General features: G+C 64.8%; 25 protein-coding genes and 1 tRNA gene. 15 read left to right on the forward strand and 11 right to left on the reverse strand.

Annotated elements, in window-relative coordinates; translation table 11 throughout:
- Nucleotides 1-243 precede the first annotated feature (243 nt).
- Nucleotides 244-1,002: a DUF3108 domain-containing protein gene (locus G452_RS18260; protein ID WP_235619589.1), complete on the forward strand. Its 759-nt coding sequence runs from the start codon at nt 244-246 to the stop codon at nt 1,000-1,002.
- Nucleotides 1,003-1,023: 21 nt separating this feature from the next.
- Here G452_RS18260 and G452_RS0105865 read toward each other — a convergent pair whose 3' ends face one another.
- Nucleotides 1,024-1,329, reverse strand: coding sequence for a hypothetical protein (locus G452_RS0105865; RefSeq protein WP_022661332.1), 306 nt, complete (start codon nt 1,327-1,329; stop codon nt 1,024-1,026).
- A 189-nt stretch (nt 1,330-1,518) separates the two neighbouring features.
- On the opposite strand from G452_RS0105865, the gene rlmD reads away from it, so the two are divergent.
- On the forward strand, nt 1,519-2,880 hold the full coding sequence (gene rlmD / locus G452_RS0105870) for a 23S rRNA (uracil(1939)-C(5))-methyltransferase RlmD (protein ID WP_022661333.1): 1,362 nt from the start codon (nt 1,519-1,521) through the stop codon (nt 2,878-2,880).
- Between the two features lie 187 nt (nt 2,881-3,067).
- Nucleotides 3,068-3,826, forward strand: a complete 759-nt coding sequence (locus G452_RS18265; RefSeq protein ID WP_022661334.1) for a substrate-binding periplasmic protein — start codon at nt 3,068-3,070, stop codon at nt 3,824-3,826.
- 76 nt (nt 3,827-3,902) lie between these two features.
- On the opposite strand, the gene G452_RS0105880 is transcribed toward G452_RS18265, so the two are convergent.
- On the reverse strand, nt 3,903-4,352 hold the full coding sequence (locus G452_RS0105880) for a universal stress protein (RefSeq protein WP_022661335.1): 450 nt from the start codon (nt 4,350-4,352) through the stop codon (nt 3,903-3,905).
- 170 nt (nt 4,353-4,522) lie between these two features.
- Between G452_RS0105880 and G452_RS0105885 the strand changes: the two genes are divergently transcribed.
- Nucleotides 4,523-5,788 carry an HD domain-containing protein gene (locus G452_RS0105885; RefSeq protein WP_022661336.1) on the forward strand — a complete coding sequence of 422 codons (1,266 nt, stop codon included), beginning with the start codon at nt 4,523-4,525 and terminating at the stop codon, nt 5,786-5,788.
- A gap of 14 nt (nt 5,789-5,802) precedes the next feature.
- Here the strand turns inward: G452_RS0105885 and G452_RS21655 are convergent, their stop codons facing one another.
- Nucleotides 5,803-6,600, reverse strand: coding sequence for a potassium channel family protein (locus G452_RS21655; RefSeq protein ID WP_022661337.1), 798 nt, complete (start codon nt 6,598-6,600; stop codon nt 5,803-5,805).
- 192 nt (nt 6,601-6,792) lie between these two features.
- On the opposite strand from G452_RS21655, the gene G452_RS21660 reads away from it, so the two are divergent.
- Nucleotides 6,793-7,608 carry an alpha/beta fold hydrolase gene (locus tag G452_RS21660; RefSeq protein WP_022661338.1) on the forward strand — a complete coding sequence of 272 codons (816 nt, stop codon included), beginning with the start codon at nt 6,793-6,795 and terminating at the stop codon, nt 7,606-7,608.
- Between the two features lie 132 nt (nt 7,609-7,740).
- Here the strand turns inward: G452_RS21660 and G452_RS0105900 are convergent, their stop codons facing one another.
- Entirely contained in the window at nt 7,741-8,832 is a 1,092-nt protein-coding gene (locus tag G452_RS0105900; protein WP_022661339.1) for an autotransporter outer membrane beta-barrel domain-containing protein, read from the reverse strand.
- Nucleotides 8,833-8,913: 81 nt separating this feature from the next.
- Between G452_RS0105900 and G452_RS0105905 the strand changes: the two genes are divergently transcribed.
- Both G452_RS0105905 and G452_RS0105910 read left to right on the forward strand, forming a co-directional pair.
- On the forward strand, nt 8,914-9,081 hold the full coding sequence (locus G452_RS0105905) for a hypothetical protein (RefSeq protein WP_155887569.1): 168 nt from the start codon (nt 8,914-8,916) through the stop codon (nt 9,079-9,081).
- 76 nt (nt 9,082-9,157) lie between these two features.
- Complete coding sequence (locus tag G452_RS0105910) at nt 9,158-9,658, forward strand: GNAT family N-acetyltransferase (RefSeq protein WP_022661341.1); 501 nt, start codon at nt 9,158-9,160, stop codon at nt 9,656-9,658.
- Nucleotides 9,659-9,724: 66 nt separating this feature from the next.
- Here G452_RS0105910 and G452_RS0105915 read toward each other — a convergent pair whose 3' ends face one another.
- From G452_RS0105915 to G452_RS0105930, 4 genes are all read right to left on the reverse strand, one after another.
- Entirely contained in the window at nt 9,725-10,138 is a 414-nt protein-coding gene (locus tag G452_RS0105915; protein ID WP_022661342.1) for a cupin domain-containing protein, read from the reverse strand.
- Between the two features lie 271 nt (nt 10,139-10,409).
- Nucleotides 10,410-10,486 (reverse strand) — tRNA-Pro (locus G452_RS0105920).
- 99 nt (nt 10,487-10,585) lie between these two features.
- Nucleotides 10,586-11,599, reverse strand: a complete 1,014-nt coding sequence (amrS, locus tag G452_RS0105925) for an AmmeMemoRadiSam system radical SAM enzyme (RefSeq protein ID WP_022661343.1) — start codon at nt 11,597-11,599, stop codon at nt 10,586-10,588.
- 99 nt (nt 11,600-11,698) lie between these two features.
- On the reverse strand, nt 11,699-12,088 hold the full coding sequence (locus G452_RS0105930; protein WP_022661344.1) for a hypothetical protein: 390 nt from the start codon (nt 12,086-12,088) through the stop codon (nt 11,699-11,701).
- 194 nt (nt 12,089-12,282) lie between these two features.
- On the opposite strand from G452_RS0105930, the gene G452_RS18280 reads away from it, so the two are divergent.
- From G452_RS18280 to purM, 3 genes are read left to right on the forward strand one after another with little or no spacing between them, the layout of a single operon-like run.
- Nucleotides 12,283-13,356, forward strand: coding sequence for an ABC transporter substrate-binding protein (locus G452_RS18280; protein ID WP_040368291.1), 1,074 nt, complete (start codon nt 12,283-12,285; stop codon nt 13,354-13,356).
- 6 nt (nt 13,357-13,362) lie between these two features.
- Nucleotides 13,363-15,948 carry an ATP-binding protein gene (locus G452_RS20465; RefSeq protein WP_022661346.1) on the forward strand — a complete coding sequence of 862 codons (2,586 nt, stop codon included), beginning with the start codon at nt 13,363-13,365 and terminating at the stop codon, nt 15,946-15,948.
- A 59-nt stretch (nt 15,949-16,007) separates the two neighbouring features.
- Nucleotides 16,008-17,057: a phosphoribosylformylglycinamidine cyclo-ligase gene (purM, locus tag G452_RS0105945; protein WP_022661347.1), complete on the forward strand. Its 1,050-nt coding sequence runs from the start codon at nt 16,008-16,010 to the stop codon at nt 17,055-17,057.
- Nucleotides 17,058-17,151: 94 nt separating this feature from the next.
- Here the strand turns inward: purM and G452_RS0105950 are convergent, their stop codons facing one another.
- From G452_RS0105950 to rplM, 3 genes are all read right to left on the reverse strand, one after another.
- Nucleotides 17,152-18,417, reverse strand: a complete 1,266-nt coding sequence (locus tag G452_RS0105950; protein WP_022661348.1) for a radical SAM protein — start codon at nt 18,415-18,417, stop codon at nt 17,152-17,154.
- A 190-nt stretch (nt 18,418-18,607) separates the two neighbouring features.
- The gene (gene rpsI / locus G452_RS0105955; RefSeq protein WP_040368340.1) at nt 18,608-19,000 is read right to left on the reverse strand and encodes a 30S ribosomal protein S9; all 393 of its coding nucleotides are present in this window, start codon (nt 18,998-19,000) and stop codon (nt 18,608-18,610) included.
- Between the two features lie 15 nt (nt 19,001-19,015).
- Nucleotides 19,016-19,444, reverse strand: coding sequence for a 50S ribosomal protein L13 (gene rplM / locus G452_RS0105960; RefSeq protein WP_022661350.1), 429 nt, complete (start codon nt 19,442-19,444; stop codon nt 19,016-19,018).
- A gap of 446 nt (nt 19,445-19,890) precedes the next feature.
- On the opposite strand from rplM, the gene G452_RS0105965 reads away from it, so the two are divergent.
- From G452_RS0105965 to G452_RS0105985, 5 genes are all read left to right on the forward strand, one after another.
- A complete protein-coding gene (locus tag G452_RS0105965; RefSeq protein WP_022661351.1) occupies nt 19,891-20,190 on the forward strand; it encodes a c-type cytochrome in 300 nt (99 codons plus the stop codon).
- A 4-nt stretch (nt 20,191-20,194) separates the two neighbouring features.
- Complete coding sequence (locus G452_RS18290; protein WP_051141996.1) at nt 20,195-21,238, forward strand: SCO family protein; 1,044 nt, start codon at nt 20,195-20,197, stop codon at nt 21,236-21,238.
- 32 nt (nt 21,239-21,270) lie between these two features.
- Entirely contained in the window at nt 21,271-22,935 is a 1,665-nt protein-coding gene (gene ctaD / locus G452_RS18295) for a cytochrome c oxidase subunit I (RefSeq protein WP_022661353.1), read from the forward strand.
- Entirely contained in the window at nt 22,932-23,528 is a 597-nt protein-coding gene (locus G452_RS0105980; protein WP_022661354.1) for a cytochrome c oxidase subunit 3, read from the forward strand. The genes ctaD and G452_RS0105980 overlap by 4 nt, the downstream gene beginning before the upstream one ends.
- A gap of 72 nt (nt 23,529-23,600) precedes the next feature.
- A complete protein-coding gene (locus G452_RS0105985; RefSeq protein ID WP_022661355.1) occupies nt 23,601-23,885 on the forward strand; it encodes a cytochrome C oxidase subunit IV family protein in 285 nt (94 codons plus the stop codon).
- Nucleotide 23,886 lies beyond the last annotated feature (1 nt).

A 23,886-nucleotide genomic window follows, 5' to 3' on the forward strand; every position in this document is an offset into this window, starting at 1 on the left:
AGATGATTTTTGTGTTACGAAAGCTAGAAGCGTTTCGAGATCGTGTCAATAAAAAATAAAAAGTGCTACCCATGCAGTAGGAAATGGACGCTCCGCCGAAAGAGGCGCGCAGGACGCAATAGCCGGACCGCTCCCATTCCGCGCATTCCGGGCAGGGCTTGACGAAACCGGTCTCCGCACGCATGGAAGGGCATGTGCGCAAACCAACCAACGCTCCGGCGCTGTGCCCGTGTCCTGTGGCTTTTGCCGCTTTTGCTCCTGCTCGCCTCTCCGGCGCTCGCCGGGTTGAAGCGGACCTACCCATACGGCCCCGGCGAAAAGTTCACCTATGAAATCTATTGGACCGTGGTCTACGCGGGCCAGGCCACGCTGGAAATCATGCCGGACACCGAGATCCAGGGGGTGCCCGCGCGCCACTTTCACGCCGAGGCGCGCACGTCGGACTTCATCGATTCCTTCTACAAGGTGCGCGACACCATCGATTCCTGGACGGACATGGCCGTGGACCGCACGCTCAGGTTCGAGCAGCGCCAGCGCGAGGGCGACTACGAGAAGGACACCCTGCTCAGCTTCGACTGGCAGGGCATGACCCTGGAAAATCGCGGCATCCAGGGCTTTAAGAACACCCTGGACCTGCCCGGCGACGTGCTCGATTCCCTGTCCGTGCTCTTCCATTTCCGCACGCACGGACTCTTTCAGGACCGGGTCATCAGCGGACTGGTCACGGACGGGCGCAAGATCGTGCCCGGCTCCGGCCGGGTGGTGGGGCGCGAAACCATAGAAACGCCCTTCGGCGACCTGGATTGCTTCCGGGTCGAGCCGGACACCAGGGACATCGGCGGGGTCTTCAAGAAAAGCGACGACGCCCGCATCGAGATGTGGTTCACGGCGGACGAGCGGCGCATTCCCGTGCGCATCCGCAGCCAGGTGGCGGTGGGGCATTTTTCGCTGGAGCTGGTGGACGTGCGGGGAGTGCCCGGTTTTGGGCAAGGCGGGAAATAACGGGCGGAGCTGCCCGACGAATCAGATTTTCTTCAGGCTTCGGGACTGCTCAGGGTCGCCGTCGCCGAGCTGGTAGAGGCGCAGCTTGGTGGAGCGCGGAAATTCGCGTTTCAGCAGCGTCTTCAGCAGACGGCGCAATCCCTTGGCGTCGGACTCGTGCCGCTCGCGCACGAATCCGTCCTCCAGGATCTCGAACGCGTCCGGCCCCACGCGCCGCAGGAGCAGCGAGCGGTCGCGCTTGTAGCTGCGCAGGTCCAGACAGTGGCCCACGGGCAGCTTGTCCAGGCGGCGCAGGGTATCCTCAAGGGCGGTGGCCTTGTCGATCATGCGGAAAGAGGCTAAGGAATCCGGCCCGGTCGTGTCAATGCGCCGGAGACGCGCGGGGCCTGCGTCGGCGGTTCCCGCGCCCGCGTTTCGAATTCCCAGCACAACGTCATAACCGCGGCGCGCCCGGAATCGGCCCTTATCATCCGAAAAGGGTTTCCCCGGCACGCCGCAAGGCATACACTGCGAATCATGCAAAAAGATCAAATCATCGAATGTCTCGTCGAGTCCCTGGCCTACGGCGGCCGGGGCGTGGCCCGCGTGGACGGCCGCGTCGTCTTTGTGGAGGGCGCCGTCCCCGGCCAGAAGGTCCGCGCGCGCCTGACCAAGGTCAAGAAGCGGTTCGCCGAGGCCGTTCTCGTGGACCAGGTCAGCCCCTCGCCCGAGGCTGCCGAGCCGTTCTGCCGCCACTTCGGCGAGTGCGGCGGCTGCCTGTTTCAGAACCTGGCCTACGAGGCGCAGCTGCGCGAAAAAGGCACGCAGGTCGAGGAGACCATGCGCCGCATCGGCGGAGTGGAGTTCGCCGAGGTGCTGCCCCCGGTGGGCTCGCCCCGGACGCGCGCCTACCGCAACAAGATGGAGTTCGCCTTCGAAGGCGTGGGCGCGGGGCTGGCCCTGGGCCTGCGCGTGCGCGGGGGCAAGCGCGTTGTGGACGTGCCCGCCTGCGGGCTCATGTCGGACAAGGCCATCGAAGTGGTGCGCGAGGCCGGGGAATTCTGCCGCGAGAGCGGCGCGCCTTCCTGGTCGCCCAAGAACCGCAAGGGCTTCTGGCGGCATCTCGTGGTGCGCCAGAGCCGGACGGACGAGCGCATCCTGGTCCACCTGATCACCTCGCTGGAAAAGGAACACTACGAAGCGGCCGCCGCCCTGGGCGAATACCTCGTGGCCGAAGTGGGGGTGGACGGCTTCGCCCATTCCACGCGCAAGAGCGCCCAGGAGCTGGCCTTCGGCGAACGGCGCATCCTGACTCTCGGCCTGGAGCGGCTCACCGAACGCATCAAGGCCGGGGACCGCGAACTGCGCTTCAACATTTCCGCGGACGCCTTTTTCCAGCCCAATACGGACACCGCCGAGATCCTCTACGCCGCGGCCCTCGATTTCGCCGATCTCCAGGGAGGAGAGCGCGTGCTCGACCTCTACTGCGGGGCGGGCGGCTTCGGGCTGGCCCTGGCCGGCAAGGCCGAAAGCGTCCTGGGCCTGGAGATGGTCGAGGCCGCCGTGCTCGACGCGCGCAGGAACGCCGAGGCCAACGGCCTGACCAATTGCGAATTCAAGGTCGTGGACCTGGACGGCGGACCGGAGCAGCCGGTCCGGCTGCCCAAGGCCGAGGTGGTGGTCTGCGATCCGCCGCGCGGCGGCATGTCCGTGCCCCTGGTGGAGGCGCTGAAGCGGATGGCCCCGGAGCGCATCGTGGCCGTGAGCTGCGACCCGCCCGCCCTGGCGCGTGACATCGCCCTGCTGGGCTACGAGCCCGTGCGCCTGCTCGCCGTGGACCAGTTCCCGCATACCGCGCATGTGGAATGCGTGGCCCTGCTGAAACGGGCGGAGGCGTAGGAGCGACGCGCATCCGGAAAAAAAAGCTGCTCTCGGCGCGGGAGTGTGGTAGGGTAGGGTAACTGCTCTTTCCATACATCTGCGGGAGGGTGACATGCGAAAAAGGAGCGCAGCGCCGTATAGTGGCTGGAAAACGTTGCAGAGGCGCCTCGTCCGGACGGCATGGCGAAGTCTGGCGGCTTCGCTGATGGTCCTTGCCGTGGCCGCGGCCAGCCTGAACCCGGTGCCCGCCGGAGCCGGGCAATCCCTGTCCGTGGCCACGGACTACTGGCCGCCGTTCCGCATCCGGGGGCCAGAGGGTCTCGGCGGAATCGACGTCGACCTCATGAACGTTCTCTCGAAGCGCCTGGGCATCGAGATGAAATTCGAAATCATGCCCTGGGCACGCTGCCTCGTGAACATGGAAGGCGGCAGTGTGGACCTCATGACCGGGCTGGCAAGGACTCCGGAACGCGAGGTCTACGTCCGCTATGCGAAAGAACCCTATTATATGTGCGCGCCGGCATTCTACCGGCTCGCGGACGCAAAGGACGGCGAGGTCGGCACCTACGGCGACCTGCGCGGTCTGCGCATCGGCTTTACTCGCGGTTCGGCATATTTCGACCCGTTCGATTCGGACGAGGGCCTGAGTAAGGTCATGGTGGCCCAGGAACAGATGCTCATCGACATGCTCCTCGAAGAGCACATCGACGTGTTCGTCGGCACGGACTGCCAAGTGGACTACCACCTTCGGCAGCTTGGGCTTCTCAGCCGCATCGTCAAGACCAAATATCATCCGGATGAGCGCATCAAGCTGTACCTGGGCGTTTCCAGGCGTTCTCCCAATGTGGCGCTTTTCGACGCCCTGGAGCGGGAATTGCGGCGCATGGTTGATGACGGCACCGTGGACAGGATCGTGAGCGGGTATGTCGGGGCGGGGGCGTCGCGGGAAGCGGCGGCCAATTGATCCCGCCTAGACCGCAACGGAAATAAAAAAGGCCCGGAACGCATTGCGCTCCGGGCCTTTTCTTGTTGTCCGGCGGCTACTTGTCGCTGGGCAGACGGTGCTTGAGCCGGATGGCCAGCACGGGGCAGCGGGCGATGTGCAGCAGGATGTGCGCGGTGCTGCCGAGGATCATGCCCACGATGTTCGAGCGCCCGCGCGAGCCGATGATGATGATGTCGGCTTCCTCGCGCTCCGCCGCGTCGGCGATGGCCTGGGCTGCGGGGCCGTCCAGGAGCAGGCTTTCGTGCTCGACCTCGTTCTTGACCATCAGTTCCTGATACCACGCCTGGATGTGTTTCGCCCTGCGGCGCATCTCCTTCATGGTGTACTGGTGCGCGGGGTCTTCGGTGACGATGGTCTGGCCGCGATACGTGGAGACGATCACGACCTTGGAGCCGAACGCCTTGGCCAGGTCCACGGCGTATCGCGCGGCGTGCTTGGAGTGTTCGGAGCCGTCGGCGCCGAGCATGATCTTCTTCATGGCCATGCGGTGGTCCTCCTGGAGCTTGGGATGGAATCGGTTTTTCGTTCTGAACTTATTTAGTTTTTTTTTGCGTAAAAGGCAACGGTGCCGTTGCGGAACGCGCGAGCCGTCCCGTGTCGCGGCTTGAGCTTGACGCCGGGGCCATGTAGAGACGGAGCAACAGGGAGAGACGCATGAACCGCCCCACGATACGCAAGGGACTTTTGGATCTCGTTTTTTCCGGCGCCTACATGAAGCGCTGGAACGACAAGCTGCGGCCGCTGCAATTGGTGGAAGTGGACAAGCAGTCGCACAAGATGATCGTGGCCTGGCTGCTCTTCACGCTCAACAGCCGGGGATTGGACGACGGCGCGCGGCTGGCCCTGGGCGAGCAGGTGGTCGAGGGCGGCATGTACGACTACCTCTTCCGGCTGGTGATCACGGACATCAAGCCCCCGGTGTTCTATCAGATCAAGGCCAATCCGGAGCACTACGAAAAGCTCTCCGGCTGGGTGCTCAAGACGCTGCGCCCGCTGCTCGCGCCCATGGGCGAGGAGTTCAACCGCCGCATGTCCGAATGGCTCGCCGTGCCGGAAGACTCGACCCTGGCCCGGCGCATCCTCACCTCGGCCCACCTTTATGCCAGCTATTCCGAATTCAAGCTCATCAAGGGGCTGAACCCGTCCGGCTACGACATGGACGAGATCGAGCGCAGCTTTCTGGACCGCCTGGAGGCGTTGCAGGACGTGGTCGGCGTGTCCGAGCTGCTCGCGGGCCTGCGCGACGAGGCCGACGCCGGGGCCATGGCCCGTCTGGCCGCGCTTTGCGGCCACCTGCGCTTCCAGCAGCGCTGGTCCCAGACGCCGCGCGTGCCCGAAACCACGGTGCTCGGCCATGTTTTTCTGGTGGCGGCCTACGCCTGGCTCTTCAGCCTGGAGATCGGGGCCTGCCGCGCCCGCAGGCAGAACAATTTCTTCGCGGGCCTGTTTCACGACCTGCCGGAGCTGCTCACGCGGGACATCATTTCCCCGGTGAAGAAATCCGCGCCGGAAATAGCGGGGCTGATCCACGAATACGAGGACAAGGAGCTGGAGCGGCAGGTATTGCAGCCGCTGCGCAGCGGCGGCTACGAGGACATCGCGGCCCGGCTCGAATATTATCTCGGCAAGGAGATCGGCTCCGAATTCGCGGCCTGCGTGATGCGCGGGGGCAAGGTCCAGAAGGTCGGCAGCGAGGAGCTTTCGCGCCGCTTCAACGCGGACGGCTTCGACCCCAAGGACGGCGAGCTGCTCAAGATGTGCGACAGCGTGGCCGCGTTCATCGAGGCCTACGCCGCCATCAAGAACGGCATCAGCGCGGACCAGCTGCACCAGGCGGTCTGGCGTCTGCGCGGGCTCTACAGCGAGACCTCGGAGATCGCCGGGGTCCAGGTGGGCGCGCTCCTGGCCGACTTCGACTGAGCCGGGCGGCCCGGCTACTCCTGGCGGTCGCGCTCGTGGGAGAGCGAGTTCAGGAACAGGCCCACCAGGACCAGCCCCAGGATGGCTTCGGCCGAAACGAGGCAGCGCGTGGTGTTGTTGATGGGCACGATGTCGCCGTATCCCAGGGTCGTGATGGACACCGCCGAAAGGTAGAACATCCGCCAGAAGACGTTTTCGTTGTCCGAGGGGAAGCCGCGCGCCGAGTCCAGCAGGGTGCGGATGTCGCGGTGCAGGGCCGAAGGCACGGGCAGTATGGCCGCGTCCCCGCCGGGGTAGGCCGCGTCGCCCGGGAAGATGGCCGAGGCGGGCACGGGCCAAGGCTCCCCGCCCTGCGGCACGGCCAGGTAATAGTGCACGGTCTTGCCCTGCACGTCCTTCTTCAGTCCGTAGACGTCCGTGAGCAGCACGCCCACGGGCCGGGTTTCCGCCGTGTTGCGCAGCTCGTCCACCACGGGCAGGAGCAGCCGCAGGCTGAGCCCCTCGTCGTCCGGCTCCACGCTGGTCACGAGAATCCCTTCCGGGTCCACGGCCTTGCCTGCCCGGCGGGCCATTTTGTCCTCGGAGGCGAAGCCCGCGGAGCGGGCGATGGAGTCGTGCACGCCCGCGGCGATGCGCTGGCGCAGGTCGTGCCAGGACTGTTCGTGGCGCACCGTGGTGTGGTAGAAGCCGTCGCTGTGCAGGGTGAATATGCCCGCGAACACGGGAATCAGGGCCAGGAAGCAAATCGCCCAGCCCAGGCTGGGCACCTTGGCCAGCAGATTGGAAATGGCCCGGCAGGTTTTTTTGATCATCATCGTATCCTTTGTCCGGCCTGTCCGAAGTGGGAGGGCGGCCAGGAGCGGGGCGAATGTTTCACGAAAGCCGGGAGTGCGCAAGCGTCGTGAGAGGCGCGCGCGCCGTGGCTTCCGCAGGGCGTCGCCGAATGCGGAGGCGGGCTTCGGCGGGCGTCCCGGCCTGCCGGGCAACCGGAGGAGGCATCGAGCATGAAACGGATCTGCGCCGCGCTGCTGGTGCTGCTTGGAGTCGCGGGATGCGCCGCCGGGGGCCACCGCTGGGCCGCTCGCATGGACGCGGATCCGGCCTGGGCGCGCATCGGCGTCGCGGCCCCGCTTCCCGTTGCGGGATGGCTGCGCGGCAGCGCAAGGCAGCTGCACGTCTACATCGAAGGGGACGGCGCGGCCTATGCCACCTCTTCCAGTCCTTCCCTGGATCCCACGCCCGGAGTCCCGGCGGCCCTGCTTCTCGCCCTGGCAGATCCCGCTCCTGCCGTGGCCTATCTGGGCCGCCCGTGCCAATACGTCTGCGCCGGGGAGTGCGAGCCGGGCTGGTGGACGGTCCGGCGTTTCGCTCCGCAAGCGATCCAGGCCCAGGACGCCCTGCTGACCCTGGCCATGGAGACGTCCGGGGCCGAGCGCGCGGTGCTGTTCGGCTATTCCGGGGGCGGGGCCGTGGCGGCGCTGCTCTCGGCGGAGCGTTCCGACGTGGCCGGGCTGGTCACGGTCGCCGGGAACCTGGACCACGCCCTCTGGACCCGTCTGCACGGGGTGACTGCGCTGAGCGGGTCGCTGAACGCTCTGGACGCGGCTCCGCGCCTGGGAAATGTTCCGCAGCGGCATTTCGTGGGAGAGCGGGACGCCGTGGTCCCGGAAGCCGTGGCCCGCAGTTTCTGCCGCGCCCTGCCGCAGGGGACGGATGTCCGAATCGTGGTCGTGCCGGGGCTGGATCATGACGGCTCGGCCTGGGCCGTACGCTGGCCGGAACTGCTGCGGGAGCTTGCCTTGCCGAAAAGCGGCAGGTGAATGCGAACCCGACTCCCGGCGGCCTTTGCGTTCCCGGTTTGCCGCGAAGCGGAAAAAGCAGCGGGGGACGCCTTCGCTTCAGGCGTCCCCCGTTGGTTTCGGCTGCTTGGCCGAGAAGTTTCGGTCGCAGCGCTACCAGATGCGCCAGTTCAGGCCCACGGTGGCGGTGAGGTCGGGCACGGTATAGTCGGAACAGCCAAAGGCGTAGCCCAGGCTGGTGGTGGCGCTCAGGCGTTCCGTGAGCTGCCAGCTCGCGCCGACGCCCATGTCCCCCCAGTTCTGGTCCAGGGGCGAGCCCTTGCGGTGGAACGAGGCGATGCCGGTGGTGCTGCCGGTCAGGGACGAGGATTCATCCTCGAAGCGATGGTTCCAGGCCAGCCAGGCCCAGGTGTCCGCGCCGTCGAAAAGGTTCCAGTCCGCCTGGAGGCCCAGACGGGTGAGATTGCTCTGGTCGTCGCGGGAGTCGAAGCTGGCCAGGGTGGGGCCTTCGGATTCCGAATAGCCGTCCATGTGCACGCTCTGCCAGAGATATTCGGCAAAGGGCGTCAGGGAGACGTCGTCCGTGACGGCCGTGGTCCACTGCACGCGGCCGGACAGCCCGAAGACTTCCGCATCCGTGGTGCCGGTGGAGGTGCGCTCGACTCCGGTCTGCAGATAGCCGCGCTCCAGGCGCAGGTCCACGGTCTGCCACAGGGCGTTGACGCTGAATTCGAACCCGGTGCCCGCGGGGCTGTAGACGGCGAACACGCCCGGTCCGAAGGCGTCGATCTGCTGGGAGCCCGTGTAATTGGTTTCCAGGTCGCGGGAGTTGGCGAACAGGCCGCCGCCGAATCGCCATTCGTCCCCGGTATCCCAGGTCAGGCCGATTCCGCCGTTCAGGCCGGAATCCTTCCCGTCGAATTCGATGTTCCCCGCCAGGGAGCCTATGAACCAGGCGTCCAGTCGGCCCGTGTTCTCGTCGCCTGCGGCGAGTCCGGTTTCTGCGCCGGAAGCCTCGGCGACGCTGGTCGGGCTGAAGTGCGTGCCTTGGCCGCTGCTGACTCCGCCGAGCCAGCCCATGGAGGTCAGGCCGAGGCTGGAAACGCTGCTGCCCATGGGGTCGTCCACGCTGACAGGGGGAGCGTCGGCCAGGGCCGGGGTCGCAAGCAGGATTGCCGCGCAGGCGAGGGCGCAAAGGCAGCTGGACAGGACGGGAAAGCCGGGAAAACGTGTCGTCGTGCGCATGGAAAGCTCCGTGTGTCAGGGCGCGCTGGCGCGATGCGAAAATCTGGGTTCAGCAAGAACAGCGTCGGCGAGAAGATTGCAATGCAACTGCTTCAGTCCGTTGCTCTTGATAAAATAAAATGTTTCATCAGTCCATACCATGTCATGGGAATTCGACATGAAATCCGAGGGTTGAAATATGGCGAAGAGGAAGATGCGCGGGTGCTGACAGGACAGAAGCGTTGCGGCGCGGCGATGGGGAAAATATAAGCGGCTTGTCCGCGATATGCGGCGGCGAGGCTGCGGAAAAAGCGCGGCGGGCCGCGCACGACAGAAAGGAGACTGGATGAGCGTATTGATACGGCGGGTGCGAGAGGGCGACTGGCGAGGCTGCTGCGCTGTGGAGGCGGCCTGTTTTCCTCCGGACGAGGCTGCGGAGCCGGATTCGGTGGCCGAGCGCATCAGGGTTTTCCCGCAGGGATTCTACGTGGCCGAGGACATTTCCGGGACGGATTCCGTAATCGCGGGCATGATCAACAGCGGGGCCACGAGCAGGAACGACATCACGGACGAGGCCTTCAAGAAGCTGGTGGGCCACGACCCGGACGGGAGGAACATGGTGGTCTTTTCCCTGTCGGTGCGGCCCGAATGGCAGGGGCAGGGCATTGCCCGGCAGCTCATGGAGCGCTTCGTCCTGGAATCCCGCACCCAGGGCAAGGCGTGCGTCCTGCTGCTCTGCAAGGACTTTCATATCGGCTTCTATGAGAAGCTCGGATTCGCGCACTGCGGGCTTTCGGCCTCCACGCACGGCGGCGCGGCCTGGCACGAAATGCGGATGCGGCTCTAGGGGCGGAGGCGAGAGCGCGCGCCCGGCATGATCCGCAAGGACGCCGAGCGCGGAGCGCCCGTTGCCTCAGAGCGTGTCTTCGTCGCTGTACACGTTGCAGATGCAGCAGAGAAAGGTTCCCGGTTCCGTTGCGCTCATGTTGCGCATGCCGTGCGGTTCGCGGGCCGAGGTATAGACCCAGTCTCCCTGGCGGCAGACGCGCGATTCCACGGGCTCGCCTGTTTCCGGATCGTAGGCGTAGCACTCGAACTCGCCGGATTCGATAAACATGGTCTGGAGATAGAAATGGTCGTGCGCAGGGATGACGCCGCCCGGCTCCACCGTGAAGTGCCGCAGGCCGTATTCGGGCTGGCCTTCCGCGTCCCTGCCCGCTTTGGAGAGCCAGCGGACGGTCACGCCCTTGACCTCGCGGCGCTGTCCCTTGAAGCTCGTTTCCTTGACCTGGATGCCTTGGACCTCTTTGACATTTTTAGCGATCATGCTTCCTGCCTTTGGGGTTGCTACGTGATTGTTTCACATCCCCTAGCATGATCGCCCGCAGGGCAAAACCCGCTACGAACGGGGAGGCTCCCGCCGGAAGCCTCCGGCCTGCCGGACCCACGGCGCGTGCCGGTTCCTGCGGGATTGCGGAGATGTGAAAAGATTCAGGAGGATGCGGATGCGAGGCCGAGGGAAAAGTCGTCTGGACCTGTTCGTACCAACGGCCAATGAAGCGAAAATACTTCATTGGCCGTGGCTGTCGGTACGATCATGGTCGGGGCGGAGGGATTTGAACCCCCGGCATCCTGCTCCCAAAGCAGGCGCGCTACCGGTCTGCGCCACGCCCCGACGCGGACGCTACTGATACGGAAAATGCCGGGCCTTGGCAACCGTGGCCTTGGCTTGTCGCCTGCGCGCCTGTCCGCGCTGTCCGCCTGCCTGCGTCGATCATTTCCAGACGCCGGGGACCGCGACGCCGCATCTGCCGCACTTGCCGTCCTGCACGTCGTTTCGCGCGACGCCGAACCCGACCCGCTCCAGCAGCCGCGCCCCGCAGTCCCGGCAGTAGGTGTTGTCCGCATCGTGACCGGGCACGTTGCCGATGTAGACGAAGCGCAGCCCGGCGTCCTTTCCGGCCTGGAGCGCCGTTTCCAGCGTGGCCACGGGCGTGGGCGGCGTGGTGGCCATGCGGAATTGCGGGTGGAAGCGCGAAACGTGCCAGGGCGTGTCCCTGCCCAGCTCCTGGCCGATGAAGTCCGCGATCCGGCCCAGCTCCTCGGGCGAGTCGTTCCAGCCGGGGATGACCAGGGTCGTTATCTCCAGCCACCAGCCCATTCCCCGCATGGTCTTGAGGTTTTCCAGCACGGGCGCCAGGCGCGCGCCGCAGAGTTCCTTGTAGAACTTGTCGGTGAAGGCCTTGAGGTCGATGTTGGCGGCCTGGATCAGCGGGCCGAGCTGCTCCAGACAGGCCGGGCTTTGGAAGCCGTTGGAGACGAGGATGTTCTTGAGGCCCGCCTTTTGGGCCTCGGCCGCGGTGTCGCGCATGAACTCGAAGAAGACCGTGGGCTCGGAGTAGGTATAGGAGATGGAGCGCGCCTGGTTGCGCAGCGCGGCCGTGACCAGCTCCTCCGGCGAGGCGGAGCGTCCAGGCACGCCGCCGCCGTTGCGCGGCGTCTGGGAGAGGGTTTCGTTCTGGCAAAAGGCGCAGGAAAAGTTGCAGCCCGCCGTGCCGAAGGAAAAGGTCTGCGATCCCGGAAGGAAATGATAAAGCGGTTTCTTCTCTACGGGGTCGAGGTTCAGGGCCGCGACTTTGCCGTAGACCAGGGAATGGAGCACGCCTCCCCGGTTTTCGCGCACCCCGCAGAGTCCGGTCTCCCCGTCGGGAATGACGCAATATTGACGGCACAGACGGCAGTGGACCCTGTTTTCGCTGATGGGCTCCCAGAGTTCGGCTCGGCGCATGTTCCACCTCCCTGTTTTCCGCTTTTACGGCAAGCGCGGGAAAAAGGGAACCATGGCCTTGTCCGTTCCGGCTGCTTCGCCATGTTCCGTATCAGGGCGCTACTCGTTGGGCGTGCTGGTCGTGGTGGTGGTCGTGGTCGAGTTGGTTTCCCCCCCGGAGGTGACGCTCGTGCTGCTCTGGGTGGTGGTGTTGGTTTTTCCGCCGGAGGGCCAGTCCACGTTCGGGTCCACGGTGATGACGATCTTGTCGTACCAGTCCACGGGCTCCTTGGGATCGGCGGGCTGGTAGCCCCAGACCTCGTTTTCGTTCTGGTCCGTGCCGAAATAGCTGCGGCCCTCGCTCTTGCGGGTGCCCCAGGTGTCGTCCTGGCGGTTCTTGGCGGTGTCCCTGTTGGGGAATTTGTTCTGGCTGTGCGCCAGACCGGCGGAAAGCAAAAAAGCGGCCACCATTGCGAATGCCGCTGCAAGCATGGCGAATCTGGAACGCATGATTACCCCTTTGCCCGGCAGAGGGCGCGAATTTCATTTGACTGCATGGATGCAAGCGCCGGACCGAAAAACACGCCCGCTTGGGAGGAATTATGGACAGAAAGAGATGGGGGTGCTAGCCTCGCTCTGGAATCCACCGTGCCGGGAGGTATATGCGATATACTAGGGCCGTCGTCGCAATACTCGTCTTTTTCATGGGCGCACTCGCTTCCTGCCAGGGAAGCGATCCCCTGCTGATTGGGTATGTCGGACCTTTGACCGGCAAATATTCGGACCTTGGCGTTCAGGGGCGAAACGGCGTGCGGCTGGCGATCGAGCACGTCAACGAGGCGGGCGGATTGCGCGGCAGGCCCGTGCGCCTGCTCGCGGTGAACGACTTCAGCACTTCGAACGGGACGCTGGAGGCTTTTCGCTCCCTCGCGTCCCAGGGAGTCCGGGCTGCGGTCGGCCCCATGACGAGCGGACAGGCCGTGGCCGCCTGGCCGGTCATGCAGGACTTCGACGGGCTGATCATCTCCCCCACGGTGGCGACTCCCAGCCTGAGCGGGCGCAGGGATTTCTTTTTCCGGGTCATTTCCACCAACGTGGACTGGGGCGAGGCCCTGGCCGACTATGCCGCAAACGTGTTGCGGCTGCGTTCCATCGTCTCCGTCGGCGACAAGAACAACGCCGAATATGTGAAGACCTTCATTGAGGCTTTCGAGCGCCGCTTCACCCAGCTGGGCGGAAAAATCGCCGCGCAGATTTTTTTCCGGACCGGGGATCGCGACGATTGGAAGCCGCTTCTGGACACCCTGGATACGTATTCGCCGGACGGACTGCTCCTGGTGACATCGGCGCGCGATGCGGCGGACATCGCCCGGAAGGTCGCCGTGCGCCGTTCTCCCATCCAGTTGCTCGGGCCGACCTGGCCCGCAAGCCGGGATCTGCTTTTCTTCGGAGGTCCGGCCGTGGAGAACGCGGTCTTCGCCACCGGGTTCGTGGACCACTCGGATTATCCGCCCCTGGTGAAGTTTCAGCGGGACTATCAGGCGCGCTACGGCTACAATCCCAGCTTCGCCGCGGCCTACGGCTACGAGGCGGCGACGATTCTGCTGCGGGGTTTGGAAGTGGGTGCGGATTCACCCGACTCGTTCCGCGATTTCCTCTCGCGGACAGGGGAGTTCGAAGGCGTCTACGGCAAGCTGCGTTTCGACGAATATGGGGATGTGGTTCGCAGCACCCGGATCATCCGCGTTGAAAACGGCGAGTTCGTGAACCAGCAGTAGGTGTCCATGCCCTTGCCTTCCTTCAAGGATATCGTCCGAAGCAAATTCCTGATCTGGATCGTGCTCCCCGGTGCGCTGAGCATTCTGGCGGCGGGAGCCGTCGTGGCCTATGAACTGCTGTCCGATTTTCGGACCACGAGCCGACTGCTCTCCGGGGCCGTGTCCCGGGTCGTGGAAGACTACGTGGACGACAGTCTGCGCCACCTGCGCATTTTCAGCGAAAGAAGCAACGACAGTGATGCGGACAAGCTTCGGACCCAGCTCAAGGATCTGTTCGAACTGTATCCGCACTTCGACCGCCTGCTCTGGCTGGACTCCGAAAGCCGCGCCCTGGCCATCTATCCGCCGGGCGGCGAAGGGCTTGCCTATCCGCAGCTGATGTCTGAACTCGACGGCGAAGGCGATCTGCTTTCCCGGCCACGTTCCTCGGCCCACAGCGGCAAGGTGGTGGTCTACATGGCCCACCGCCGGAACGGAGGCGCGACGCTGGTCGCCGAGCTGGACCTGGGAGCCTTGCGCATGCACCTGCTCCGACTCGCGCCCGAAGGGTACCGGATCATGCTCGCCGACAAAAACGGCAACCTGCTCGTGCATCCGGAGAAATTCCTGGTGGAGGAGCAGGAGAACGTCGGGCAGTTGAACATTTTCCCCGGTTCCGGCTCTTCGGGCATATTGGAGTCGTTTTTCACCGAAGGCGAAACCCTGCACGTGGGCATTTCCAGAAGGGTGGGCGAGCATGGGCTGGTCCTCGTCGTTTCCCGGCCCCTCGCCGCCCTGGTCCTGCCGGCGCTGCGGACCATGGGACTGCTCCTGGCCGTGCTCTGCCTGCTCGCTTCGCTGGTTTTTCTGCGCTTCCAGGCGGCGCTGGATCGGATGCTGTTGCGGCCTCTCGACTCGTTCGTGGAAAACATCCGGGCAGCGGCGCGCGGCAACTACCGGGAATCCCTGGAGCGGATTTCCAGCTTCGCGGAACTGGACGCCGTGGAAGGCGAGTTCGCCGGGATGATCGAGGAGATTCGCAAACGCGAGCAGGCCCTTGTCGAGAGCACGAGCAGGCATAGGGCCATGTTCGAGGAAAGCGCCGCCGTCCAGCTGCTCATCGACGCGACCACGGGGCAGGTTCTGGACGCCAACCAGGCTGCGGTCGAGTTCTACGGCCATCCCCGCGAGAAGCTCATCGGTCTGCATCGCCAGTTCGTTTCCGCGCAGCCGACTGCGGAAGTGCTCCGGAATGTCGAGATCATGCGCGAGGGAAAGAGGAACCTGATCCGCACCCGGCACAAGCTCGCCAGCGGCGAGGTCCGCGACGTGGAGGTCTTCGGCAGCGCGCTGCACCTGCAGGGCGAAGAGGCGATTTTCCTCATCGTCCAGGACGTGACCGAACGCACGCGCATGGAACGCGAGATCGTGCGGGCCAAGGAGGAGGCGGAGCAGGCCAACAGCGCCAAGACCCTCTTCCTGGCGAACATGAGCCACGAGCTGCGCACCCCGCTTTCGGGCGTGATCGGCATGTCGCGGCTGCTGCTGGACACCCCGCTCTCCGGCGAACAGTCCTCCCTCGTGAAGATGTCTCTTGATTCCGCCGAGCATCTCCTGGGCATCGTGACCCAGCTTCTGGAGCTTTCCAGCCTTTTCTCCGGAAAGGTCAAGCTGCGGCCGGAAGTGTTCGACGTGCGCGCGGGCTTGACCACGGCCCGGAGCATGGTCGCCGTGCTCGCGGGCAAGAAGGGCGTGCTCTGCGAGCAGAACATCGAGCCGGACGTGCCCGTCGCCATCCGCGCAGACCTGGGCAAGCTGCGGCAGGTGCTCATCAATCTCGTGAACAACGCGGTCAAGTTCACGGAACGGGGCGTGGTCATGGTCGATGTGCGCCGTTTGCCCGCCAAGGGCGGCGGGGCGCGGCCCATGCTGGAATTCACGGTTACGGACACGGGCATGGGCATCCCGGAGGACAAGCTGGAAACCATCTTCGAGAGCTTCGTGCTCGGCGAGGACGTGCTGACCAAGCGCTACGGCGGCACGGGGCTCGGACTGGCCATCAGCAAGCAGCTCGTGGAACTCATGGGCGGCACGATCCAGGTTTCGAGCGTTCTCGGCGAGGGCAGCCGCTTCGTCTTCACCGTGCCCTACGAACCCGCCGTGCTGGACGAGCCGCAGGACCGCGCCGATGCCGAGCCCGAGCCCGCAAGCGAAGCGCCGAACGTCCGGCTGCGGGTGCTGGTGGCCGAGGACGAACGCACCAACCGCCTGCTGGCCGAGCGGCTGCTGCAAAAGGCCGGGCACGAGGTCCGCGCCGTGGAGAACGGCGAGCAGGTGCTTGCCGCGCTTCGGGAGGAATCCTTCGACGCGGTGCTCATGGATATTCAGATGCCGGTGATGAACGGTCTGGAGGCCACGCGGCGCATACGCTCCGGAGCAACGGAGGGGATTCGGGCGGACATCCCCATCGTGGCCCTGACCGCCTATTCCCGCAGCGGGGACAGGGAGGAGTTCATGGCCCAGGGCATGGACGACTACCTGAGCAAGCCGCTGGAGGCGAACCGGCTGGCCGCCGTGCTGAACGAGATCGCCTCCCGGCTCGGCAAGGCTTGAACTCCAGGCCCAACCCGCCTATCATCCGGCCTTCCGACAACCCCCAAGGAGCACAAGACATGAGCGATGCCAAGGGACGCGCCGACGCCTACAAGGCAGCGGGCGTGGACATCGAAGCAGGAAACGCCTTCATCGGGCGCATCAAGGATATGGTCAAGTCAACCTTCACCCCCGGAGTGGTCACGGAAATCGGCGGCTTCGGCGGCCTGTTCCGGCCGGACCTCGCGGGCATGGCCGAGCCGCTGCTCGTGTCCGGCACGGACGGCGTGGGCACCAAGCTCAAGCTCGCCTTCCAGTTCGACAGACACGATACCGTGGGCATCGACCTCGTGGCCATGAGCGTCAACGACGTGCTCGTGCAGGGCGCCGCCCCGTTGTTCTTTCTTGATTATTTCGCCACGGGCAAGCTGACCCAGGGCGTCCCCGAAGCCGTCATTTCCGGCGTGGCCGAAGGCTGCCGCCAGTCCGCCTGCGCGCTGCTCGGCGGAGAGACCGCCGAGATGCCCGGCTTCTACCCGGACGGCGAATACGATCTTTCGGGCTTTTGCGTGGGCATCGTGGACCGGCCGAAGCTGGTGGACGGCAAGAGCGTGCGCCCCGGCGACGCCATTGTCGGCCTGGCCTCCTCCGGCGTGCATTCCAACGGCTATTCCCTGGTGCGCAAGCTCTTCGACCAGTCCGGGCTGAAGCCTTCCGACCCCTTCCCCGGCGGGACCAAGAGCGTGGCCGAGACGTTGCTGGAGCCGACGCGCATCTACGTCAAGCCCGTGCTCGATCTGCTGGAGCACGCCGAGGTGCGCGGCATGGTCCACGTCACGGGGGGCGGATTCTACGACAACATTCCCCGCGTCCTGCCGGACGGCGTTGCCGCGAAGATCAGCTTCGGAAGCTGGGAAATACTGTCTGTGTTCCGCTGGCTGCGTGAGCAGGGCGGGCTCTCCTGGCCGGAGATGCTCCAGATCTTCAACTGCTCCGTGGGCTACATCGCCATCACCCCCGAGCCGGAAAAGGCCATCGAGGTCTTGGCCGGGCACGGCGTGACCGCGTCGGTCATCGGCGAGATTGTGGAGCGCGAAGGCCGCGAGGAGCAGGTCGAGATCGTGTTCTAGGCGCGGAGCGGATTCATTCCCGCTTCAGGAAAGCCGAAAGGGCGCGCACCGCAATGGTGCGCGCCCTTTTTCGTCTCGTGGTGCAACGCCCGGATCATTCTCCAAGGTACGGATTGAAATATCCGAACTTGAGCCAGTCGTGCGCCTTGCGCAGCCGCTTGCGGAAGTTGATCAGGCCCATGGCCGGGCCGGGGGAATACGGGCCGAGCAGGTCCAGGGCGAGCTGCGGGTCCAGGTTCAGGTTGCGGAGCTGGATGAAGTCCAGGCGCGTTTCGTCCACGAGCGCGGAAAGGGCTTCGAGTTCCTCCTCGGTGTCGTTCAGGCCGGGGAAGAAAAGATAGTTCAGGGAAACGAACAGCCCGTTCTTCTTGGCTTCCCGGATGCACTGGAGCACGTCCTCGAAGGCGTAGCCGTTGGGCCGGTAGTAGGCTTCGTAGGGCTTTTTGCGCACCGCGTTCAGGCTGACGCGGATGGAATTCACGCCCGCCTCGGCCAGGGGGCGCATGGCGTCGGGCAGGGAGGCGTTGGTGTTCACGTTCACCGTGCCGGTTCCGCCGCGTTCGCGGAAGGTGCGCGTGGCCTCGGCCAGGAGCTTCCAATTGGTCAGGGGTTCGCCCTCGCAGCCCTGGCCGAAGGAAAAGACCGGGCGTTTTTCGCGCGTGCCGTGGTGGAGCATGACCTCCACGATTTCGTCCACCGTGGGGGTGAAGGCGATGCGGTTCTGGGGCGAGGGGAAACCGGAGTCCTCCGGCTGGAGGGAAATGCAGCCCACGCAGCGGGCGTTGCACGTTTTGGACGTGGGCAGCGGGCACTCGAAGCGGCCCAGGGAAAGGTTCTTGGCCGCGGGGCAGCCGTAGTTCAGGGCGCAGCTCGCCAGGTGGCGCATGAGCCGGTTTTCCGGGAAGCGCTTGAGCAGGTTGTGCGCTCCGGCGCGGATGCGCTCCGGGTCGATGCCGGAAAAGATCTGGCGCTTGTCCTCGTCCACCTGCTTGGCGCAGACCCAGAACTTGTCCTCGGCGAAGCCGATGGCCGCATAGGAGAGCAGCGGCAGGGCGGGGGCGTCCGGATCCTGGGCATAGGCGGCCACGCCCGTGACCGTGTGCGCCGGGCTGGCGAACGCCGCCACGGCGAGATCCTCCATGACCTCGATCTCGCCGGTTTCGTCGTCGAAGCCCACGGCGTGCCGTCCCGGCAGGAGGAAGAACTCGCTCTCCGGCGGCAGGGGCATGATCTCGTCGGGCCGGGGCAGGGTCAGCTCGCCTCCCCGGCGGCAAAGCATCAGGAGATCGGGGTGGTCGTAGATATTGCCGTCTTTGTCCGCCACCAGCAGGTGCGGACGGGGTTTTTCGCGTTTCGCCATGCGCGGACCATAGTGGATGGGGCGCGGGACGGCAAGAGGGGAAGGGGGACGGTCGGCCAGGGAGGATCGGACGCCGGGCAGCAAGGAAGGAGCGGGGGCCGGGCGAAGCCTGGCCGGGCCGGGGGCAATGAAAAAGGCCGATGCGCATGCGCATCGGCCTTTCGAACAACCTTGCGTGGCCGCGAGCGGCTTAACGCTTGGAGTACTGGTACTTGGCGCGGGCGCCGGGCTGACCGTACTTCTTGCGTTCCTTGGTGCGGGCGTCGCGGGTGAGCAGGCCGGCGCGCTTCAGGGCCGGGCGCAGCTCGGGATCCATCTTCTCCAGGGCGCGGGCGATGCCGTGACGGACGGCCTGGGCCTGTCCGGACATGCCGCCGCCGGCGCAGGTGACTTTGATGTCGACCTTGTCCAGCAGACGCACGAGCTTCAGGGGCTGCTCAATGATCATCTGCAGGGCCTTGCGCGGGAAATACTCGCTCACGGGCTTGTTGTTCACAAGGATCTGTCCGCTGCCCGCCGGGTAGAGGCGGGTTCTGGCGACGGATTCCTTACGTCTGCCGGTGCCGTAGCTAAAATCGCTCATGGTCATCCACCTGCGTTAAAAATCGAGAGTTTTGGGCTGCTGGGCCTGATGCGGATGCTCGGGACCGGCGTAGACCTTCAGCTTCTTGAGCTGCTGCCGACCGAGACGGGTCTTGGGAAGCATGCCGCGAACGGCCTTGAGCAGGACGTTTTCAGGCTTTCTTTCCAACATTTCAGCCAGGGTCTTGGTCTTCAGTCCGCCGGGAAAGCCGGAGTGCTTGTAGTAGCGCTTCTGCTCCATCTTGCGGCCGGTGACCTTGACCTTCTCGGCATTGACCACAACCACGAAGTCGCCGTTGTCCATGTGGTTGGCGAATTCGGGCTTATGTTTGCCAAGCAGACGACGGGTGATCTCGGTGGCGAGGCGACCGAGGATCTTGTCCGTGGCGTCGACCACGATCCAGTCGTTACTGATATCTGCAGGAGTCGGGGTGTATGTCTTCATTGCTTAAAGCTCCTTCTCGTGAAACCGGAAGGGGATACTTACGGGCTTTCATGTCCGCTGTCAAGCGTGGCCACGTAAAAACTCCCCGGTTGGGTCATTATATATATGGAGCAGGCAGGAGACGGGGACTCCTGCGCGCGCCGGAGGCACTGATGCCATTATCCGGGGAAAATGTCACGCGGAACCGAACATGAAAACGAAATCAGTCCGGCCCGCTCCCCTCCGAAAAGGGTCCGGGGAAAAAATAACAGCCGGATCGGGAGGGAATTCGGGAACGGCCAGGCCCGCCGGGAAGCCCGGCGAACCCTGGCTCGTGGCCTGAGCATCGATAGGCGAGGCGGTGTACCTATCGGCATTGTGAATAGGGGGTAGAAGGATGAAAAAGAAATCAGGACTTGTCTGCAAAGGCAAGTTTCTGTTATCCCTGGTCCTAATAGGAGGATTTTATGAAACGTATCCTTATCGTGCTTTCGTTGGCTGTGTTTTTGGGAGCCGGCATGGCGGCCTTTGCCGCTGACGGCGAGACCCTGTACACCCGCTGCAAGGGCTGCCACGGCGCGGACGGCTCCAAGCCTCAGGACGGAATGGTCATCAAGGGCAAGAGTTCCGAGGAACTGGAAAAGGCCATGCTCGGCTACAAGGCCGGCACCTTCGGCGGGGAAAAGAAGGCCATCATGGTCTCCCAGATGAGCCGCCTTTCCGATGCGGACATCAAGACCCTGGCCGACTACATGGCCGGATTCTAGAATCGTGTACGGAAACGGAAAAGCGGCGGTTGCGGCGTTTGTCGCAGCCGCCGCGCTGACACTCGCAGCGTTCGCCGGGGGCTCTCCCGCCCTGGCGCAGGACACCGCTCCGGCCATGGAGCGGCACGAGGGCATGGAGTCCGGTCACGCCGCCGCGCCCGGATCTTCCGAATCCCCCGGAACCATGGACATGGGGCAGACGTCGGCCGCCGACGGGCACGGCGAAGTGGCCGCTCCCGGCACGGATGCGCAGCCTCAAGGCATGGAAGCGCACGAAGGCATGGACGGGCACGAGAGCATGCCCGAGATGGACGGGCAGATGCCCGCCCACGTGCACCCGACCGAATCGCCAGCGGATGTGGGCGTGACCGAGCACCTCGGCGAATTTCTGCCCGAGGGCATCCTCTTCACGGACAGCCACGGCAACCAGGTGGATCTGCGCCACGTCATCGACAAGCCCACCATCATCGCGCCCGTGTATTTCAATTGTCCCACGGTCTGCAACCTGCTGCAAAGCTCGCTGGCCCGCTCCCTGCCGCAGGTCGGCCTGAAGCCCGGCACGGAGTATCAGGTGCTCTCCGTCAGCTTCGACGAGCTGGACACGCCGGAAATCGCCGCGCGCAAGAAGAAGCAGTACATGGCCGCCATGCAGGGCAATTTCCCGGACCAGGCCTGGCGGTTCCTCGTGGGCGACATGCAGAACATCCGCGCCTTCACCGACGCCATCGGCTTCGGATTCCGGCGGCTGGACCGCGATTTCGCCCATCCCGTGATCCTGGTGGCTGTCTCGCCCCAGGGCCGCATCGTGCGCTACCTCTACGGCAACGCCTTCATGCCCTTCGACCTGGCCATGGCCGCGACGGAAGCCGCCGAGGGCAAGGTGGGCCTTTCCGTGAAGCGCGTGCTCTCCTTCTGCTTCTCCTACGACCCCGAAGGCAGGCAATACACCTTCAACATCATGCGCGTGGCCGGCAGCGCCGTGCTCATAGGGCTGGGCATCCTGGCGCTGGCCCTGTTCTTCGGCGGCAAGAAGCGGAAGCGAAACTAGAACCGGACAAGCGGATTTTTTCGGAGAACGCGATGACCCAGGCAACCACGTCCTTTCTCGACCCGCCCGCCGGAGCCGGATTCGCCGGCCGGGTGGCCGCGTGGATCTTCTCCACGGACCATAAGCGCATCGGACTGCTCTATTTCTACTGCATCGCGGCCATGTTCGCGGTGGGAGTCGTGCTCGGCCTGCTCATCCGCCTGGAGCTGATCGCTCCGGGCGCGACCATCATGGGCCAGCAGACCTACAACGCCGTATTCACGCTGCACGGCGTGGTCATGATCTTCATGGTCGTGATCCCCAGCATTCCCGCCTCCCTGGGCAACATCTTCATGCCCATACAGATCGGCGCGGAAGACGTCGCCTTTCCCCGGCTGAACCTTTTCTCCTGGTGGCTCTACATCGCCGGGGCAGCCCTGGCCGTGATGTCGCTCTTCACCGGAGACGGGCCGCCGGACACGGGCTGGACGTTCTACGTGCCCTTTTCCCAGGTCACGACCACCAACGTGAACCTCGCGGTGCTGGCCGTGTTCATTCTCGGCTTCTCCTCAATTCTCACGGGCCTGAACTTCATCATCACCATCCATCGGCTGCGGGCCGAGGGCATGACCTGGGGACGGCTGACCCTGTTCGTCTGGTCGCTCTACGCCACGGCCTGGATTCAGCTCCTGGCCACTCCCGTGCTGGGCATCACGGCCCTGCTCATCGTGGCCGAGCGCTTCCTGGGCATGGGCCTGTTCGACCCGGCGCGCGGCGGCGACCCGATCCTCTACCAGCACCTTTTCTGGATCTATTCGCATCCGGCGGTCTACATCATGATCCTTCCGGCCATGGGCGCGATTTCCGACATCCTGCCCGTGTTCTGCCGCAAGCACATCTTCGGCTACAACGCCATCGCCTTCTCCAGCCTGGGCATCGCCATGGCGGGCTCCCTGGTCTGGGCGCACCACATGTTCACCTCCGGCATGAGCGACACCGCCGTGATGGTCTTTTCGCTGCTGACCTTCATCGTGGCCATCCCCTCGGCGGTGAAGGTCTTCAACTGGGTGGCGACCATGTACAAGGGCTCCATCGCCCCGGAGCCGCCGCTCTGGTACGCCATGGCCTTCATCGTGCTCTTTTCCATGGGCGGGCTCACGGGCCTCGTGCTCGGCTCGGCCGGAACGGACATCCACGTGCACGACACCTATTTCGTGGTCGCGCATTTCCATTACGTCATCTTCGGCGGCACGGGCTTCGGCATGTTCGCGGCCCTGCACTACTGGCTGCCCAAGGTCTACGGCAGGATGTACAACAAGTTCTGGGCCAACGTGGCCTGCTTCATCCTTTTCGCGGGCTTCCATCTGCTCTATTTCCCCATGTTCCTGCTCGGCCTGAACGGCATGCCGCGCCGCTACTACGACTACCTGCCGCAGTACACGGACCTGCACGTGCTCTCCACCGTGGGTTCCTGGATCGTGGCCGTGGGCCTGGTCCTCATGGTCGCGAACCTCGTGGCGGGGATGCGCAAGGGCCGCCGCGTCGGCGACAACCCCTGGGGCGGAGCGTCCCTGGAGTGGACGATTCCCTCGCCGCCGCCCACGGAGAACTTCCTCGAGGAACCCGTGGTCACGCACGGACCCTACGACTACGAGGGCATCGAGCCGGAAGAGGCGAGCATGCGCGCGCCCGTCGCGCCGGGGGAGGGCAGGCCATGAACGCGCCGCACAAGGATCCGGTCGGCGCCCGCATGGGCATGTGGCTCTTCCTGTTCACGGAGCTGCTGCTCTTCGGCGGGCTCTTCGTGCTCTATTCGGCCTACCTGCACCGCTACCCGCTGGAGTTTCACCATGCGGCCAAGGAGCTTTCCCGCGTGTTCGGCACGGCCAACACCGCCGTGCTGCTGATCTCCAGCTTCTGCGTGGCCGCGTCGGTCTCGGCGCTGCGATACGGCAAAGTCGTGCTCGCGCGGCGGCTGATATTGCTGACCATGGCCCTGGCCCTGGTCTTCCTGGTGAACAAGTTCTTCGAGTGGAGCATCAAATTCGAGCATGGCCTCTATCCGGGCGGGCACGAACTGGCCGAACGCGAACTGGGGCAGCAGGTCTTTTTCGCGCTCTATTTCGCCATGACCGGGCTGCACGGCCTGCATGTGGTCATCGGCATGAGCGTGCTCGGCTGGGTCTACAGCCTCACGGGCAAGAAGATCCTGCCGGGCGAGCCCGTGGCCCTGGAAAACGCCGGGCTCTACTGGCATCTCGTGGACCTGATCTGGATTTATCTCTTCCCGCTCTTCTATCTCGTGACCTAGGGGACGGACGAGGGCGGAACCATCGGGAACCACGACCGCACGCGGGAAAGCCCCGCGGCAGGGAGCAAGAACATGCATACATCCGACGAGCATATCTCCAGCTACAAGGCCCTGGCGCTGGTTCTGGCCGCGCTTCTGGTCCTGACCGGGCTTACGGTCTGGATCTCCGGCATCAATTTCGGATTTCTCAACGTGGTGGTGGCCATGACCATCGCCAGCACCAAGGCCGCGCTCGTGGTCTTTTTCTTCATGCATCTCAAGTACGAGGCGTTCGGTCTGAAGATGATGGTGCTTGCCGCCTTCGTGGTCCTGGCCATCTTCATGGGCTTCACCTTCTTCGACGTGGCGTACAGGTAGG

The sequence above is a fragment of the Paucidesulfovibrio longus DSM 6739 genome (assembly GCF_000420485.1).
GTDB lineage: Bacteria > Desulfobacterota > Desulfovibrionia > Desulfovibrionales > Desulfovibrionaceae > Paucidesulfovibrio > Paucidesulfovibrio longus.

Bases quoted from the DNA above. Each gene is read 5' to 3' on its own strand.
- G452_RS0105865 (WP_022661332.1), bottom strand. From the start codon at position 1,329: ATGATCGACAAGGCCACCGCCCTTGAGGATACCCTGCGCCGCCTGGAC.
- rlmD (WP_022661333.1), top strand. From the start codon at position 1,519: ATGCAAAAAGATCAAATCATCGAATGTCTCGTCGAGTCCCTGGCCTAC.
- G452_RS18265 (WP_022661334.1), top strand. From the start codon at position 3,068: ATGGTCCTTGCCGTGGCCGCGGCCAGCCTGAACCCGGTGCCCGCCGGA.
- G452_RS0105880 (WP_022661335.1), bottom strand. From the start codon at position 4,352: ATGGCCATGAAGAAGATCATGCTCGGCGCCGACGGCTCCGAACACTCC.
- G452_RS0105885 (WP_022661336.1), top strand. From the start codon at position 4,523: ATGAACCGCCCCACGATACGCAAGGGACTTTTGGATCTCGTTTTTTCC.
- G452_RS21655 (WP_022661337.1), bottom strand. From the start codon at position 6,600: ATGATCAAAAAAACCTGCCGGGCCATTTCCAATCTGCTGGCCAAGGTG.
- G452_RS21660 (WP_022661338.1), top strand. From the start codon at position 6,793: ATGAAACGGATCTGCGCCGCGCTGCTGGTGCTGCTTGGAGTCGCGGGA.
- G452_RS0105900 (WP_022661339.1), bottom strand. From the start codon at position 8,832: ATGCGCACGACGACACGTTTTCCCGGCTTTCCCGTCCTGTCCAGCTGC.
- G452_RS0105905 (WP_155887569.1), top strand. From the start codon at position 8,914: ATGCAACTGCTTCAGTCCGTTGCTCTTGATAAAATAAAATGTTTCATC.
- G452_RS0105910 (WP_022661341.1), top strand. From the start codon at position 9,158: ATGAGCGTATTGATACGGCGGGTGCGAGAGGGCGACTGGCGAGGCTGC.
- G452_RS0105915 (WP_022661342.1), bottom strand. From the start codon at position 10,138: ATGATCGCTAAAAATGTCAAAGAGGTCCAAGGCATCCAGGTCAAGGAA.
- amrS (WP_022661343.1), bottom strand. From the start codon at position 11,599: ATGCGCCGAGCCGAACTCTGGGAGCCCATCAGCGAAAACAGGGTCCAC.
- G452_RS0105930 (WP_022661344.1), bottom strand. From the start codon at position 12,088: ATGCGTTCCAGATTCGCCATGCTTGCAGCGGCATTCGCAATGGTGGCC.
- G452_RS18280 (WP_040368291.1), top strand. From the start codon at position 12,283: ATGGGCGCACTCGCTTCCTGCCAGGGAAGCGATCCCCTGCTGATTGGG.
- G452_RS20465 (WP_022661346.1), top strand. From the start codon at position 13,363: ATGCCCTTGCCTTCCTTCAAGGATATCGTCCGAAGCAAATTCCTGATC.
- purM (WP_022661347.1), top strand. From the start codon at position 16,008: ATGAGCGATGCCAAGGGACGCGCCGACGCCTACAAGGCAGCGGGCGTG.
- G452_RS0105950 (WP_022661348.1), bottom strand. From the start codon at position 18,417: ATGGCGAAACGCGAAAAACCCCGTCCGCACCTGCTGGTGGCGGACAAA.
- rpsI (WP_040368340.1), bottom strand. From the start codon at position 19,000: ATGAGCGATTTTAGCTACGGCACCGGCAGACGTAAGGAATCCGTCGCC.
- rplM (WP_022661350.1), bottom strand. From the start codon at position 19,444: ATGAAGACATACACCCCGACTCCTGCAGATATCAGTAACGACTGGATC.
- G452_RS0105965 (WP_022661351.1), top strand. From the start codon at position 19,891: ATGAAACGTATCCTTATCGTGCTTTCGTTGGCTGTGTTTTTGGGAGCC.
- ctaD (WP_022661353.1), top strand. From the start codon at position 21,271: ATGACCCAGGCAACCACGTCCTTTCTCGACCCGCCCGCCGGAGCCGGA.
- G452_RS0105980 (WP_022661354.1), top strand. From the start codon at position 22,932: ATGAACGCGCCGCACAAGGATCCGGTCGGCGCCCGCATGGGCATGTGG.
- G452_RS0105985 (WP_022661355.1), top strand. From the start codon at position 23,601: ATGCATACATCCGACGAGCATATCTCCAGCTACAAGGCCCTGGCGCTG.